The organism is Pseudomonas prosekii, assembly GCF_900105155.1.
Classification (GTDB): domain Bacteria; phylum Pseudomonadota; class Gammaproteobacteria; order Pseudomonadales; family Pseudomonadaceae; genus Aquipseudomonas; species Aquipseudomonas prosekii.
In genome coordinates this window covers 2,684,029-2,700,000 of record NZ_LT629762.1, presented here as the reverse complement: position 1 = coordinate 2,700,000, position 15,972 = coordinate 2,684,029, and the positions used below count along the sequence as shown (strand labels likewise).

At 57.8% G+C, this 15,972-nt stretch carries 9 protein-coding genes and 3 rRNA genes (1 of these 12 only partly in view); 6 read left to right on the top strand and 6 right to left on the bottom strand.

Annotated features, from left to right (window positions below; translation table 11 throughout):
- From BLU01_RS12145 to BLU01_RS12130, 4 genes are all read left to right on the top strand, one after another.
- Positions 1-1,431, top strand: a 23S ribosomal RNA gene (locus BLU01_RS12145); it begins 1,461 nt to the left of the window's first position.
- 169 nt (positions 1,432-1,600) lie between these two features.
- Positions 1,601-1,716, top strand: a 5S ribosomal RNA gene (rrf, locus tag BLU01_RS12140).
- Positions 1,717-1,824: 108 nt separating this feature from the next.
- Positions 1,825-1,940 (top strand): 5S ribosomal RNA (rrf, locus tag BLU01_RS12135).
- Between the two features lie 303 nt (positions 1,941-2,243).
- Entirely contained in the window at positions 2,244-4,124 is a 1,881-nt protein-coding gene (locus BLU01_RS12130) for a methyl-accepting chemotaxis protein (RefSeq protein ID WP_092275364.1), read from the top strand.
- 126 nt (positions 4,125-4,250) lie between these two features.
- Here BLU01_RS12130 and BLU01_RS12125 read toward each other — a convergent pair whose 3' ends face one another.
- From BLU01_RS12125 to BLU01_RS12105, 5 genes are all read right to left on the bottom strand, one after another.
- The gene (locus BLU01_RS12125) at positions 4,251-4,718 is read right to left on the bottom strand and encodes an SRPBCC family protein (RefSeq protein WP_092275361.1); all 468 of its coding nucleotides are present in this window, start codon (positions 4,716-4,718) and stop codon (positions 4,251-4,253) included.
- Positions 4,719-4,740: 22 nt separating this feature from the next.
- On the bottom strand, positions 4,741-8,163 hold the full coding sequence (locus BLU01_RS12120; protein ID WP_092275358.1) for a non-ribosomal peptide synthetase: 3,423 nt from the start codon (positions 8,161-8,163) through the stop codon (positions 4,741-4,743).
- Between the two features lie 13 nt (positions 8,164-8,176).
- Positions 8,177-9,106 (bottom strand): diiron oxygenase, encoded by a 930-nt coding sequence (locus BLU01_RS12115; RefSeq protein ID WP_092275355.1) that lies wholly within the window; start codon positions 9,104-9,106, stop codon positions 8,177-8,179.
- The gene (locus BLU01_RS12110) at positions 9,103-9,879 is read right to left on the bottom strand and encodes a DUF3050 domain-containing protein (protein ID WP_092275352.1); all 777 of its coding nucleotides are present in this window, start codon (positions 9,877-9,879) and stop codon (positions 9,103-9,105) included. Before BLU01_RS12110 ends, BLU01_RS12115 begins: the two co-directional genes overlap by 4 nt.
- 761 nt (positions 9,880-10,640) lie before the next feature.
- Entirely contained in the window at positions 10,641-11,348 is a 708-nt protein-coding gene (locus BLU01_RS12105; protein ID WP_092275349.1) for a GntR family transcriptional regulator, read from the bottom strand.
- Positions 11,349-11,582: 234 nt separating this feature from the next.
- Here BLU01_RS12105 and lapG point away from each other — a divergent pair, with 234 nt between their 5' ends.
- Positions 11,583-12,275, top strand: coding sequence for a cysteine protease LapG (gene lapG, locus BLU01_RS12100; RefSeq protein WP_092275346.1), 693 nt, complete (start codon positions 11,583-11,585; stop codon positions 12,273-12,275).
- Between the two features lie 14 nt (positions 12,276-12,289).
- Positions 12,290-14,236: a cyclic di-GMP receptor LapD gene (gene lapD / locus BLU01_RS12095; protein WP_092275344.1), complete on the top strand. Its 1,947-nt coding sequence runs from the start codon at positions 12,290-12,292 to the stop codon at positions 14,234-14,236.
- A gap of 1,285 nt (positions 14,237-15,521) precedes the next feature.
- Here lapD and BLU01_RS12090 read toward each other — a convergent pair.
- Positions 15,522-15,860: a tryptophan synthase subunit beta gene (locus BLU01_RS12090; protein WP_092275341.1), complete on the bottom strand. Its 339-nt coding sequence runs from the start codon at positions 15,858-15,860 to the stop codon at positions 15,522-15,524.
- Between the last annotated feature and the right edge of the window lie 112 nt (positions 15,861-15,972).

Here is a 15,972-nt window from a genome sequence, read left to right as displayed (position 1 = left end):
GGTAGGCTGGAATCTTAGGTAAATCCGGGATTCTAAGGCCGAGAGCTGATGACGAGTGTTCTTTTAGAACACGAAGTGGTTGATGCCATGCTTCCAAGAAAAGCTTCTAAGCTTCAGGTAACCAGGAACCGTACCCCAAACCGACACAGGTGGTTGGGTAGAGAATACCAAGGCGCTTGAGAGAACTCGGGTGAAGGAACTAGGCAAAATGGCACCGTAACTTCGGGAGAAGGTGCGCCGGTGAGGGTGAAGGACTTGCTCCGTAAGCTCATGCCGGTCGAAGATACCAGGCCGCTGCGACTGTTTATTAAAAACACAGCACTCTGCAAACACGAAAGTGGACGTATAGGGTGTGACGCCTGCCCGGTGCCGGAAGGTTAATTGATGGGGTTAGCTAACGCGAAGCTCTTGATCGAAGCCCCGGTAAACGGCGGCCGTAACTATAACGGTCCTAAGGTAGCGAAATTCCTTGTCGGGTAAGTTCCGACCTGCACGAATGGCGTAACGATGGCGGCGCTGTCTCCACCCGAGACTCAGTGAAATTGAAATCGCTGTGAAGATGCAGTGTATCCGCGGCTAGACGGAAAGACCCCGTGAACCTTTACTATAGCTTTGCACTGGACTTTGAATTTGCTTGTGTAGGATAGGTGGGAGGCTTTGAAGCGTGGACGCCAGTTCGCGTGGAGCCAACCTTGAAATACCACCCTGGCAACTTTGAGGTTCTAACTCAGGTCCGTTATCCGGATCGAGGACAGTGTATGGTGGGTAGTTTGACTGGGGCGGTCTCCTCCTAAAGAGTAACGGAGGAGTACGAAGGTGCGCTCAGACCGGTCGGAAATCGGTCGTAGAGTATAAAGGCAAAAGCGCGCTTGACTGCGAGACAGACACGTCGAGCAGGTACGAAAGTAGGTCTTAGTGATCCGGTGGTTCTGTATGGAAGGGCCATCGCTCAACGGATAAAAGGTACTCCGGGGATAACAGGCTGATACCGCCCAAGAGTTCATATCGACGGCGGTGTTTGGCACCTCGATGTCGGCTCATCACATCCTGGGGCTGAAGCCGGTCCCAAGGGTATGGCTGTTCGCCATTTAAAGTGGTACGCGAGCTGGGTTTAGAACGTCGTGAGACAGTTCGGTCCCTATCTGCCGTGGACGTTTGAGATTTGAGAGGGGCTGCTCCTAGTACGAGAGGACCGGAGTGGACGAACCTCTGGTGTTCCGGTTGTCACGCCAGTGGCATTGCCGGGTAGCTATGTTCGGAATAGATAACCGCTGAAAGCATCTAAGCGGGAAACTAGCCTCAAGATGAGATCTCACTGGGACCTTGAGTCCCCTGAAGGGCCGTCGAAGACTACGACGTTGATAGGTTGGGTGTGTAAGCGCTGTGAGGCGTTGAGCTAACCAATACTAATTGCCCGTGAGGCTTGACCATATAACACCCAAGCAATTTGACTACTCGAAAGAGCATCAGATTGCGGTGTGTGAAGACGCAATGAACCGAAAGTTCGACTGTGCACAAAGCCACACGCAAATACCGACAGCTGTCACATACCCAATTTGCTGAAGCGCGGCCCTCTGGCCACGATTTGGTACCCGAATTTCTTGACGACCATAGAGCCTTGGAACCACCTGATCCCATCCCGAACTCAGTAGTGAAACGATGCATCGCCGATGGTAGTGTGGGGTTTCCCCATGTGAGAGTAGGTCATCGTCAAGATTAAATTCCGAAACCCCTATCTGCGTATGCAGGTAGGGGTTTTGTTTTAGTAGAAGTCACCATTTTTTGCTGGCACGTTACTTCGGTAACGGGCTGGTCACAGAATTTCTTGACGACCATAGAGCATTGGAACCACCTGATCCCATCCCGAACTCAGCAGTGAAACGATGCATCGCCGATGGTAGTGTGGGGTTTCCCCATGTGAGAGTAGGTCATCGTCAAGATTGAATTCCGAAACCCCTTTCTGCGAAAGCAGACAGGGGTTTTGTCGTTTCAAGGCCACCAAAAATCTCCCCGCACCAATCCGATCTAAATCATAAGCAGCCGCTCTGGTACACCGTTCAGCCGGAATCCGTCGGTAATTACAGTCATTTCATGCAAGCCCCTAAGATTTCTCCTACTCGTGCCGAAAGACTGGTGAGACATGCGTGCACCAAGTTGAGCGACCTCAGAAAGCCGCCAGCGCTGTTACATGGAATGTTGCAACCCGGAACGCATCCCCATCTTTTGCATAGAAGCCCCATGAAATGAATTTAAAGTTCAGCCATAAAATCCTGCTGGCCGCTTCTGGCGTCGTGGTGCTGGCCTTCGCATTGTTCACTTTGTACAACGACTATCTGCAGCGAAACACCATTCGCCAAAACCTCGAATCCTCCGTTCAGCAAGCAGGCGACTTGACCGCCAGCAGCGTGCAGAACTGGATGAGTGGCCGCGTGTTGGTTCTGGAAAACCTCGCGCAGAACGTCGCCCACCAAGGCGCCAATGCCGATCTGCCAGGGCTGGTGGATCAACCGGCCTTCACCTCGAACTTCCAGTTCACTTACGTCGGCCAGGCCAACGGTGTATTCACCCAGCGCCCTGACGCGAAAATGCCCGATGGCTACGATCCACGTCAGCGCCCCTGGTACAAACAAGCCGTGACGGCCGACAAAACCATGCTGACCCCGCCATACATGGCGGCCGTCGGTGGTCTGGTCGTAACGATCGCCATGCCGGTGAAAAAGAACGGCGAACTGCTTGGCGTTGTCGGTGGTGACCTGAGCCTCGAGACCTTGGTGAAAATCATCAACTCGGTCGACTTCGGTGGCATCGGTCACGCATTCCTGGTCAGCGGTGATGGCCAAGTGATCGTCAGCCCGGACAAAGATCAGGTGATGAAGAACCTCAAAGATGTTTACCCGAACTCCGGCGTGCGCATCGAGAAGGGCAATCAGGAAGTCACCCTCAACAACGAAGATCGCATCCTCTCGTTCACCCCGGTCAGCGGTTTGCCGAATGCCGAGTGGTACATCGGTCTGTCGATCGATAAGGACAAAGCCTACGCCCCGTTGAGCCAATTCCGCACCTCGGCCCTCATCGCGATGTTTATCGCCGTGAGCGCCATTGCAGTGCTGCTGAGCCTGCTGATCGCTGTGCTGATGCGTCCGCTGACCACCATGGGCCGCGCGATGAAAGACATTGCCCAGGGCGAAGGCGACCTCACCCGTCGTCTGTCGGTAGAAAGCAAAGACGAATTCGGCGAATTGGGCGGCGCGTTCAACCAGTTCGTCGAACGTATTCACGCATCGATTTCCGAAGTGTCTTCGGCGACTCGCCAGGTTCACGACCTGTCACAACGCGTTATGGCCTCGTCCAACGCCTCGATCATCGGCTCCGACGAGCAGAGCGCGCGCACCAACAGCGTGGCCGCAGCGATCAACGAACTGGGTGCCGCAACTCAGGAAATTGCACGTAACGCCGCCGACGCTTCGCAGCACGCCAGTGGCGCGAGCGAGCAGGCGGACGACGGTCGCCAAGTGGTGGAAAAAACCATTCTGGCGATGACCGAGCTGTCGCAAAAAATCAGCTTGTCCTGCACCCAGATCGAAACTCTGAATGCCAGCACCGACAACATCGGGCACATTCTCGACGTGATCAAAGGCATCTCCCAGCAGACCAACTTGCTCGCACTCAACGCGGCCATCGAAGCGGCGCGCGCCGGTGAAGCCGGTCGTGGTTTTGCGGTGGTAGCGGACGAGGTGCGTAACCTTGCGCATCGCACCCAGGAGTCGGCTGAAGAGATCCATAAAATGATCACTTCGTTGCAGATCGGTTCGCGCGAAGCGGTGACCACCATGAACGCCAGCCAGGTCTCCAGTGAAGAGACGGTTGAAGTGGCGAATCAGGCCGGTTTGCGTCTGGTCAGTGTGACCAAGCGCATCGGCGAAATCGACGGCATGAACCAATCGGTGGCTGCGGCGACCGAAGAGCAGACCGCCGTGGTGGAAACGCTCAACGTCGACGTCAACCAGATCAACCTGCTGAACCAGCAGAGCGTCGCCAACCTCAATGAAACATTGAAGGATTGTGATGCGTTGTCGCTGCAGGCCAATCGGCTGAAGCAGTTGGTCGACAGCTTCAAAATCTGATTCAGGTTTGTCGGATCGCGTTATCGCTGTTCGCGGGCAAGCCTCGCTCCTACAGGCTATCGAGTAACCTGTAGGAGCGAGGCTTGCCCGCGAAAGGGACTTGCGCATCACCGACAAAAATGTGTTCTACGCAAACAGCTTCAACACATTATTCATCGCATCATCGGCAAACCCCTGCACAAAGTCCTTGAACCCTGGCAACGCCTCCGCACCGCCCGCAGCGGGCTGCGCAATAATGGTCCAGGTCGCCCGCGACTTGCCCGCGCCCAGCGGCTCCACGTTCATCGCCGCCCACAAGTTTGCTACGCCCAACGTGTTGTAAATCGTCGTCCAGGTCATGCTCCGCGCCTGGTCGTCCCGCGAGTTCAGTTGCTCGACCACCACATTGCCGTCCTTGAACACTTTCTTGCGCAAGGACGACACGCCTTCACCCGTCATTTCGATGTGCGACAGCGCCGGGATGAACGCATCGTAACCAGCAAAGTTGCCGACCACCTCCCAGACTTTCGAGGCGTCCGCCGGCACGTCCACCGAAGACACTACGTGGCAGCCGTGAGGGTTTTGGATCAGGGTATCGGGTTGCAGGGTTTTCATGGTTTTGCTCCAGTTGGGTGACTCAGATGAAGTTGATTTCTTTCAGGTAATCGCAGCCGCGACGCAGCAGCGCCGGGGATTTTTGCGGGTAGTGCGCGCCCATCTGCCGGACGCCGGCCTGCGCGTTGTCGTGGCCGATCATCGAGATGTCGCCGATGTCTTCTTCGAAGCCATTGAGGTAGAAACCGAGTACGCCGAACAGCGCGTTATCGCTGTCGACGCGGCCCAGTTGCTGCTGCCAGTCGGCAACGCTGACCATCGAGAATTCGCGCCCGGCCTGGCGAAACGAAGCGACGTAATCGTCCCAACTCAGCGGCTCCGGATTGTGCAGATTGAACACCGCGTGTTCCGGCTGATAACGGCTGGCATGGAAGCCGATGAAACGCGCAAGGAAGTCCACCGGCATCAGGTCGAAATTCAGTGAAAACTCCGGCACCTGACCGAGCTGGATCGAGCCCTTGAGCATCAGCATCAAGCGATTTTTGTGGGGCTGGCAGACGCCGCTGAGGCTGTTGAAACTGATGTTGCCGGGGCGATACAGATTGACCCGCACACCGCGTTCCCGGGCGCGTTCGAGGATCCGTTCGGCGACCCATTTCGACAGGTTGTAGCCGTTCTTGATGTAGATCGGCGGGGTCTGCGCGGCGGGCAATTCCAGCACCCGGCCGTCGTCGGTAATCGTGCTCGACGCCGAGAGCGTCGAGACGAAGTTGAAGATCTTTTTGCTGCGCCCTTCGCACAACCGCAGACACTCGAAAATCGGCTCGACGTTGTCTCGTGCCAGCGACTCGTAATCGAGCACATGATTGACGTTCGCAGCGTTATGCACCAGCGCGCCGAACTCGCGATCCAGCCGCTCGTAAACCTCCTGCGCAAGCCCCAGCAACGGCCGCGTGATGTCCGCCGCGTAGACCCGCACCCGGCTCAAGTCCAGATGCTCCAGACGGTTCTCGCGCAAGGCGTCGGCAAAACGCTCCGCCGCCGATTGCCCGCCACCGTCGCGCACCAGACACGCAACTTCCGTGGCGCCCCAGCCGAGCAGCGCCTCGACAATGTGCACGCCGACAAAACTGTTGGCCCCGGTAACAATCACCTTATGCACATCACCCATGCGGCTGACCGGCAGCGGCTGCACATCCAGTTCGCGGAAGGCATCGGCCATCGCTTGCTCGCTCAACACTTCTTCAGTGCCCGAGCCACGCACCAACGTTGCCAGTTTTGAAATCGTCGGCAGTTCGATGAAGCGGTTGATCGAGATGCTGCGCCCGAATTCCTCGCGCAATCGCAGCAACATGCGCGACAGCAGAATCGAGTGACCGCCGAGATTGAAGAAACTTTCGTCAGTGGAAATGTCGCTCGCCGGCAGCTCCAGCAACTCGGCCCAGATCTCCAGCAGCAGCGCTTCATCGGCGCTGGTCGGCAAGCGGCGCGCGGTGTTTTCCAGGACGTTGACCGGCAACGCCAGCAGCGCTTTGCGATCGATTTTGCCGTTACTGGCAAACGGCATACTCGCCAGTTCGGTCCATGCACCAGGTTGCATGTAGTCCGGCAAAAACTGCACGGCGTGTGCCTTCAGTGCTTCGCGAGCGGCGCCCGGCTGGTCCTCCTGCGGCTGCGCGAGAAACGCCAGAATCCGCCGCTGACTGTCGATGACCACCGCCACCTGACGGTACAACTGACTGTCGCGCAGGCAACGCTCGATCTCTTCCGGTTCGACCCGAAAACCACGGATCTTCACTTGATTGTCGCGCCGGCCGCACAGCTCGATGCCGTCGCCGGTCCACTTCGCCATATCCCCGGTGCGATAAGCGCGCAGCTGCTCGCCGTTCGGCAGGTTGAGGTGCAAATAACGTTCGGCGGTCTGCTGCGGATTGTTCAGATAGCCCAGGCACACGCCCGGCCCGACGATGTACAACTCGCCGACGGTTTGCTCGGCGACCGGTTGCAAGTCTTCATCAAGAATCAGCACCTGGCTGTTGGCAATCGGGCCGCCGAGCGTGCGGTTGTTGTCGCCGGGCCGCAGTTGTCGCGCGGTGATCAGCACCGTCGCTTCGGTCGGCCCGTAGAGGTTGTAGAGGTTGCCCTGACGCGTCAGTTGCTCGATGACGTAAGGCTCGCAGACGTCGCCGCCGGTCATCACGTGGTCGAGCACTTGCAACTGATCCAGCGGCAAAATGCTCAACAGCGCTGGTGGCAGAAAGGCGTGGCTGAGCTGCTGCTGACGGATCAGCTCGACCAGTTGCAGCGGGTCACGACGCTGGTCGTCGCTGGGCACAATCAGTTCGGCGCCCTGCAGCAACGTCGGGAAAATATCGATCAGCGACGAGTCGAAACTCAGCGAGGAAAACTGCAGCACGCGACTCTGCTCGGTCAGTTGCACATAGTCGGCGTACCACGCGGTGAAGTGCGCGAGGTTGGCCTGGCTGAGCAGCACACCTTTCGGATGCCCGGTGGTGCCCGAGGTGTAGAGCGCCATGCACGGCGCGTCGATCGGGGGGCGCTGCCGCATCAATGGTTGGCCGAGGTCTGCGTCATCCGCGTCGATACAGCGGATGTCCAGCGACGGCATTTGATCGGCCAACGGATGCTCGCCGTCATGCAGCAACAGCACCGCCCCGGCGTTCTGCAGAATGTATTGCTGACGCTGTAGCGGATGGCTCGGCTCCAGCGGCAAATACACCGCGCCGCTGCCCAGAATCGCCAGAATCCCCGCGTACAGCGCACTGCATTTCGGCAGGCAAATGCCGATCACCAGCGGGCCTTGATGCTGGTCGAGCAACGGCTGCAAGCGTTGCTGGATGGCGCGGCTGTGTGTGTGCAATTGCCGATAGCTGAGCGCCGTGCCGGCAACGTTCAGCGCCGGGCGCTCGGCGCATTCGATGAAGCGCTGTTGCAGACGCTCGATCATCGGCATCTGGCCCAGTCGCAGCAGCTGCGGATGCGCCGTGTCATTCAGTCGATGGATGAAACCAAGCTGCTCGAGAAACAGCAGGTTTTCTACACGCTCGAAGGGCATGGGCGGCGTCGGTTCGGACAGCCGAAAATAATCGTCATCCCGGGAAAAACGACTGACCAGCAATGCCACGTGATCGACCAGTTCCGCCACCGCGCGCAGGCGCAACGCCTGGCCGTTCCCGGATGCCTCGTCGGCAATCGGCACACGGCTGAAAAGCGTCGGGCCATAACGGCACAGCAGGTCCAGGCGCGGCAGGTTATTAGCTTCACCATCAATTGCGCTGACGCCCAGTTGCAGGGTCAATCGCGGCACGTCGCCGAGCTCGGCAAAGACCAGGCTCGCGTCGTCGATCAGCAAGTCGACGTTGTCCAACTCCAGCGCGTTGACGTCGGTCAGGCGCACCAGTGAATGTCCGTGTTGTTCCAGCTCCAGCGCCAGGTCGTTGAGGGCCTGGCTCTGCCCTCCAAGCACAATGTCGAGACGTCTCATGATGTTCTCCTCGTTAAACCAGGTAGTCGCTCAGGGCGCGCTGGACGCACGGCGAATCGAGCAGCGAACTGCTGCGGAAAAACCGCACGATGTTGGCGACCAGTGGGTGATGGCGATTGATCGGGAAGGCCAGCCCCGAGACTTCGCTCTTGAGCGCGCGGCGTGCGGCGTCGCTGATCTGCAATGATTCGATCAGGCGAAAATCGAAGGATTTCTGGATGTCGTTGGTCAGGTAATGGCCGATGAACACCGGCAGGATCTGCGCGATGCACGCTCGGTCGTCCGCGCTCGCGGTGTGCCAATAAATGCGCACCAGCCGCGCCCAGAAACTCGAGTGACGGCCCTCGTCCAGCAAGTGGTCGGCCATCAAGCCCTTGATCGATTGCTTGACCGTTTCATCCTTGGCGAACGCCGCGACATCGCCGGTCACGGTGTTCTCGGCGATGGCCACGCAGATCAATTCCACGGCGCTGCGCAGGTGCTCCGGCGCCAACGCCACAGCGGCGGGAATCGCCCGGCTCAGTTCGATCTCATCGGGCAATTCGATTGGCGTGATGCCGGTCATGGCCACGGTTTGCTGCATGAAATCCATCGCCACCAAGGCGTGATAGTCCTCGTCCACCACCACGGTCATCGCGTCGTAGCGGCAGGCAAACGGGAACTCGACCGCGAAGCGATTCTTGGCGATGCTGCGGGCGGTTTTGTCGACGATTTCGGTTTCGAAAATCACCACGTCGTTGATGAATTTGTAGAGCGTCTGCACCAGCGCAAAGTCGCGTTGTTCCGGGCATTCGCGCAGGAAGGTTTCGCTCAGCACCAACGGTTGGCGGCTCAGCGGATAAATCAATTTGTCGTCGTTCTCCAGCACCCGACGCGGCCGTGTGCGAATGGTCGCGCGGCTCTCCCAGGCGTCGGCGAACGATTGGTAGTCGGCGGCGTTCATGCGCTCACCTCGGCGACGGTTTCGCGCATGCTCAGGCGCAAGCCATCCCACAAGGCAATGCGGCTATCCACCGCTGCGATAGCGCTGGCGTAAACGTCCTCCTGGCGTTGCGGGTCGCCATCGACCAGTCGAGCGAGGAGTTTTTCGGCGGCGGGGCCGTGGTCCTCGGAGTCGACTTCGATGTGTCGCTCCAGGTAATAACGGAAGGTCGGCGCTTGCTCGATGCCAATGCCCCAATCGTCGAGAATGCGCTGGAACATCTGCGGGATGACACTTTCGCGGCCATGCAGGAATGCCGCCGCGACGCTGTGGCCAGGCGCACTCAGCGCAGTGTGCAAGGTGTGGCGGACGAACTGTGCGGCAGCCGGGTCGATGTCGATGCTTTGCAGCGCGACGTCATAACTTACGCCTTCCTGTTGCAGCGCAACGAAGCGCTCGACGGCAGCGGTGCTGGCGCCGACTTCGCGCATTGCATCCAGGTACAACTCGAAATGGCTGTAGTGACCGTGACCGGGCCGATCATCGGATTCTTCGCCGAGCACAATTTCATTGATCAGCCGCGCAGCCTGCGGATCTCGCGGCGGCAGCCAAGGCAAATGCACGCAGGTCAGCTCCTGTTGCAGCCGCTTGGTCAGCGACATGAAATCCCACACCGCAAATACATGGGTTTCCATAAATCGTTGAAGTATTGGCAACGAATGTATTTCGCCAAAGATCGGGTGCGCACTCAGTTGTGCTTTCTTTTGGGCGAGATGGTCTTTAGTCAGTTTCATAAGCGAGCCTGTCAGTGAGGGATGTAACTAGGAGTGTTGGATGAATAAGGGAAACCAGGTTGATCGGTTCTATGGGCGAGCGCCGGCCTCAATCGAATTGATAAGTTTTAAAAGTATTGGGGTTCTGCAAGCCGCACTGGATCAGGGTTATAAAACTGGATCCAATGTTGGCGGAGAAAAACTAATACATCAGTAAAGTTCCAGGCAAGTCATTTTTATTTTATTTGAAAGTTGCACTTTTTCGGGCGCGACAAGTTTCAATAAAACTTTAAGTTGATGTTTTATTTGGGTGAAGTTGCTCCTTCCGGCTTATAAAAGTCAGAATCGAAAAGAGAGTGAATGCCTCACTCGTAGCAACTTTCTAACTGGCGTTCGTTGGTGTGATCTAGAGGAATGGAAGTTGGGCGCGAATATGCCGTTTGCTTCCGTTCCCGTGGCAAGACTCCTTCCGTAGGTTCTTGTTGCGATGACGGCCCCGAGTTTGCGAGGCATCGCCCGTCATTAGTGGGTTGGCTATCGCAAGAGTGAGGCTAAATGGCGGTCGCCGCTACGGCTGCCGCGCCATTATTTGGCCACGACGCGGGGCACGAAGGGAAGTTGAGGAAAAGCCTTAGACGGGCAGGAATGGCGCGGTAAATTCGTTCGGAAAACGGCGAACCGGGGATTTGTAAGAAGAGTTGTCAGAAAACCCGGCGAGAGGTGTCGAGGCAAGCGCCGCCGAGCCTATTTGCTGTGCTCGGCGGACGAATAGAGAGGTTTTGCTAGATTTTTTTACTATTGGCGGCGGCAGGGCTTTCGAGAAAACCTGCAATGACCTCGACACCACGGTTCAGATGTCGCGTAAGCAGTTTGACCGAGCGCTCAATGTCGCGGTCTTCAACCGCCCTCAACAATTCACGATGGTCTTCCTGGGACAACTTGCCCAGGCCCATCTTCTCCAGGTTGAAACGCAAGAAGCGCTCCTCTTCATTCAAACCGTCTTCGATCAAGCGTAATAGCCGCCGGTTAGGCGCTTTATTGTACAAAGTCATGTGGAACAGACGATTGAGCCGACCCATTTCGCTGTAGTCGTGCTGGGTTTCCATTTCCTCGATATAACCTGCGGCAAGCTCGATATCGGCGTTGGTCAGCAGAGGAATCGAACGGCGCAACGCTTCCGATTCCAACAGGATGCGCAATTCGTAAGTTTCTGCTGCGTCGCCCGAAACAAGTGGCGCGACTACCGCGCCTTTATGCGCAATGACATTGAGCAACGCTTGCGCTTCCAGTTGGCGCAAGGCTTCGCGCACGGGCATGCGGCTGACGCCAAACAAATCCGCCAGATCCTGCTGGCGCAATGCCGAGCCGCACGGGATGCGTCCGTCAAGAATCGCCGAGCGCAGGGTTTCTTCAATAACCGAGCGCGCCAGGTGGGCGGGGATCGGCCCGTCGAGCTTGATACTGTTCAGAGGATTGGGCTTCTGTGTCACTACAACGCACCCTGCTTGACTAAAGTTGTTTTTTGGATCCAAAGGACACTAGTGATTGCTGTACAAGATGTCAAACCATGTAAAGGGTTGGTCAAACAAATGTGCTGTTATTTTTAACGACGCTGATCAGACAAAGTCTAGCGCGCGAACGGTGATTGCACCGTGCCATTGTCTTTTATCAGGCTAACCTTCACCATCAACCGACTTTAACCTGCCTATTCTGGATGCCTCACTTTGGCGGCTCGTTTCGCGATCCCTCGGACATTGCGCTGGCTGTGCTGCGCGCTGCTCCTGGCCGGCGTCATGCTGGGCGGGTTGCATGCCGATTGGGATTTTTCCCTGATCAGTCGCCGCGCCGAAGCGCTCTACGGACCGTTGGGCGACGGCCAGCAACGCATCGACGCGTGGCAGCGTTTGCTCGCCACACAAAAGCAGGTCGGTGAGGCGGAAAAGCTCAACGTGGTGAACCAGTTTTTCAATAAACAGATGCGCTACGAAGAAGACATCGACCTGTGGCGCGAAGTCGATTATTGGGAAACCCCGATCCAGGGTCTGTGGAAGGGCGCCGGCGACTGCGAAGACTACGCGATCGCCAAGTATTTCAGCCTGCGCCACCTCGGCGTTTCCAGTGACAAGCTGCGCATCACCTACGTCAAGGCTTTGCGGCAGAATCGCGCGCACATGGTCTTGACCTATTATTCGACGCCCGAGGCCATGCCGCTGGTGCTCGACAGCCTGATCAACGAGATCAAACCGGCCAGTCAACGAACCGATTTGCTGCCGGTCTACTCTTTCAACGCTGAAGGTTTGTACATCCCCGGCGCCAAGGGCAACAAAAAAGTCGGTGACACCAAGCGCCTGTCGCGTTGGCAGGATGTGTTGAAGAAAATGCAGGCCGAAGGTTTTCCGGTCGAGACGACTAACTAGGAGCACGCGCTCAGATGTCCTTGTTCAAACAGCTGTTGATCGCTATCTGTCTGTTCCTTGTGGTCGCCTTCACTGGCAGCTTCGTGGTCAGCCTGGAGAGCTCGCGCACCCAGTACGTCAACCAGTTGCGTTCCCACGCGCAAGACGCCGCCACGGCGCTGGCGCTGTCCCTGACGCCGAATATCGACGACCCGGCGATGGTCGAGTTGCTGGTCAGCTCGATTTTCGACAGCGGCTACTACGCGAGCATCCGCGTGGTTGACCTCAAGACCGACCAGACCATCGTCGAGCGCACCGGCACGCCAGCGGTGAATAACGTGCCGGACTGGTTCGTCAAAATGATCGGCCTCGAACCGGCCGGCGGTGATGCCCTGGTCAGCCGTGGCTGGGAGCAAGCGGCGCGTGTCGAGGTGGTCAGCCACCCGATGTTCGCCGTCGCCAAACTGTGGCAGAGCGCGTTGGGCAGCCTCGGTTGGCTGCTGATCTGCGGCGCCGTGAGTGCGGTGTTGGGCGCGCTGTTGTTGCGTCGTCAATTGAAGCCGCTGGACTACATGGTCCAGCAATCCCACGCCATCGCCCGCCGCGAATTCCTCAGCCTGCCGCAACTGCCGCGCACCCCGGAATTGCGTCGTGTGGTGCAAGCGATGAACCAGATGGTCGAGAAGCTCAAAGCGTTGTTTCAGGAGCAGGCCGAGCGCAGTGAAAAGCTGCGCGTCGAGTCTTATCAGGACAACCTTACGGGCCTGGCCAATCGGCGCTATTTCGAGATGCAATTGAACGCGCGGGTGAGCAACCCGGAGCAGGCCAGTTCCGGTTATCTGCTGTTGTTGCGGGTGAAGGATCTGGCCGGTTTGAACCAGCGCCTGGGCGGGCAGCGCACTGATGAACTGCTCAAAGCGGTCGGTCAGCAGTTGTCTCGCGAATGCGCGAAGTACCCGGAAACGCAGAACCTGGTGACGCGGATTCGCGGCGGTGAATTCGCCGTGCTCGCGCCGGGGCTGGTGCGTGAAGAAGCCCTGCAACTGGCGCAGAACCTTGAGAGCGCGTTGGCCAGTTTGCACGCGACAGGCGCGACGGACGTGGCGTCGGTGGCGTCTATCGGGCTGGCGCCGTTCGCCCATGGCGACTCGCCGCAAGCGGTGATCAGCCTGGGCGATGAGGCATTGGCACAGGCTGAAGGTCAGGGTGAACAGAGCTGGGCATGTCTGGACCACAGCGCGGTAGCGAGTGTCGGCGATGACCATCATGCGTGGCACACACTGCTGGATCAGGCGCTGACGCAGCGGCGCTTCCAATTGTATTTCCAACCGGTCGTGGCCAGTCAGGACGCGACGCTGGTGCTGCATTACAAAGTGCTGTCGCGGCTGGTCGATGATCAGGGCCAGACCATTCCCGCCGGGCGTTTCCTGCCGTGGCTGGAGCGTTTTGGCTGGACCGCGCGGCTTGATCGCTTGATGTTGGAAACGGTGCTCGGGCAAATGGCCGGGCATGAAGAATCGCTGGCGCTGAACCTGTCGTCGGCGACGCTGGCAGATCCGCAGGCGCTGAATAAAGTCTTCGAGATTTTGCGTCAGCATTCCAATCTCGGACCGCGCCTGACCCTGGAAATCGGTGAAGAGCAATTGCCCGAGCAAGCCGTGCTGGAGCAATTGACCCGGCGTTTGCGCGAACTGGGTTTCTCCCTGAGCCTGCAGCGCTTTGGCGGCCGTTTCAGCATGATCGGCAACCTGGCGCGGCTAGGCTTGGCGTACCTGAAGATCGATGGCAGCTACATCCGGGCGATTGATCAGGAGAGCGACAAACGTCTGTTCATCGAAGCGATCCAGCGCGCGGCGCACAGCATCGATTTGCCGCTGATTGCCGAGCGGGTCGAGACTGAAGGGGAATTGTCGGTGATTCGCGAGATGGGATTGTATGGGGTTCAGGGGCAGTTGTTCGGCGAGCCCAAGCCTTGGCAGTGAGTCATTGAGATCCACCCCTCACCCTAACCCTCTCCCCGGAGGGGCGAGGGGACTGACCGTGTTGTTCTTGGAGTTACATCGACTTGAAATATCGAGTCGAACTCAGGTGATGAACAGCACGAAGATCTGCTCCCTTTCCCCTCTCCCCTTTACCCAGAGAGTTGTTGGGTGAGCCCGAGCCTTGGCAGTGAGTCATTGAGATCCACCCCTCACCCTAACCCTCTCCCCAGAGGGGCGAGGGGACTGACCGTGCTGTTCTTGGAGTTACATCGACTTGAAATATCGAGTCGAACTCAGGTGATGAACAGCACGAAGATCTGCTCCCTTTCCCCATTCCCTAGAGAGATGAGCCCGAGCCTTGGCAGTGAGTCATTGAGATCCACCCCTCACCCTAACCCTCTCCCCAGAGGGGCGAGGGGACTGACCGTGTTGTTCTTGGAGTTACATCGACCTGAAATATCGAGTCGAACTCAGGTGATGAACAGCACGAAGATCTGCTCCCTTTCCCCATTCCCTAGAGAGGTGAGCCCGAGCCTTGGCAGTGAGTCATTGAGATCCACCCCTCACCCTAACCCTCTCCCCAGAGGGGCGAGGGGACTGACCGTGTTGTTCTTAGAGTTACATTGACCTGAAATATCGAGTCGAACTCAGGTGATGAACAGCACGAAGATCTGCTCCCTTTCCCCATTCCCTAGAGAGGTGAGCCCGAGCCTTGGCAGTGAGTCATTGAGATCCACCCCTCACCCTAACCCTCTCCCCGGAGGGGCGAGGGGACTGACCGTGTTGTTCTTCGAGTTGCATCGACTTGAAATATCGAGTCGAACTCAGGTGATGAACAGCACGAAGATCTGCTCCCTTTCCCCTTTCCCCTTTACCCAGAGAGTTGTTGGGTGAGCCCAAGCCTTGGCAGTGAGTCATTGAGATTCACCCCTCACCCTAACCCTCTCCCCAGAGGGGCGAGGGGACTGACCGTGTTGTTCTTGGAGTTACATCGACTTGAAATATCGAGTCGAACTCAGGTCCTGAAAAGCATGAAGATCTGCTCCCTTTCCCCTCTCCCCAGAGGGGCGAGGGGACCGACCGTGGTGTTCTTAGAGTGACATCGACCTGAAATATCGAGTCGAACTCAGGTCCTGAAAGGCATGGAGATCTGCTCCCTTTCCCCTCTCCCCTCTGGGGAGAGGGCTGGGGTGAGGGGTGGCTCTTCAGGCCGAGGGAGATTTAAGTTCAAGCAAAGAACCATTGCGAAGAGGGCGCAAGCCCCTCGCCGCGAACCACCTGATCCCTAGATCAACCCCGTCTCATCAACATCAATCAAATGACTCAACCCGCCCAACGCTTCCCGGGCCTGGGTCCGGTCCATCAGTTTGGCTTGGGCGGCGGCCGGCAGGTCGGTGACGCGGATCACGCCTTTGCTGGTCAGCACCTGGATCAAGTCGTCGAGTACCCGGATCATTTCCAGGTCGCTCTGCTTGAGTTGCTTGAGGCTCGATTCCATCACCTCGTTGGCGTACCACGCCTGGATCTCGTGATTGTCGGCCGGCAGTGTTTCCGTGGCCTCGGCATAGGCCGCGGCTTCCACGCGCACTAATTGGCCTTGCGCATCGCGTTGCACGTAAAACATTGAGCATCCCTCAGAAGTGAACCAGCGTCATGCTGTCAGCAGCATAGGCCAACTGTTGGCGAGTATGCGGTGCGGCGACGAAATCGTCACCGGTGCGCTGTCGGCAAACGTG

What these genes read in the sequence shown, in the direction of transcription:
- lapD (WP_092275344.1), top strand. Translation starts at nt 12,290, where the DNA reads ATGTCCTTGTTCAAACAGCTGTTGATCGCTATCTGTCTGTTCCTTGTG.
- BLU01_RS12110 (WP_092275352.1), bottom strand. Translation starts at nt 9,879, where the DNA reads ATGAAACTGACTAAAGACCATCTCGCCCAAAAGAAAGCACAACTGAGT.
- BLU01_RS12130 (WP_092275364.1), top strand. Translation starts at nt 2,244, where the DNA reads ATGAATTTAAAGTTCAGCCATAAAATCCTGCTGGCCGCTTCTGGCGTC.
- BLU01_RS12115 (WP_092275355.1), bottom strand. Translation starts at nt 9,106, where the DNA reads ATGAACGCCGCCGACTACCAATCGTTCGCCGACGCCTGGGAGAGCCGC.
- BLU01_RS12125 (WP_092275361.1), bottom strand. Translation starts at nt 4,718, where the DNA reads ATGAAAACCCTGCAACCCGATACCCTGATCCAAAACCCTCACGGCTGC.
- BLU01_RS12120 (WP_092275358.1), bottom strand. Translation starts at nt 8,163, where the DNA reads ATGAGACGTCTCGACATTGTGCTTGGAGGGCAGAGCCAGGCCCTCAAC.
- BLU01_RS12090 (WP_092275341.1), bottom strand. Translation starts at nt 15,860, where the DNA reads ATGTTTTACGTGCAACGCGATGCGCAAGGCCAATTAGTGCGCGTGGAA.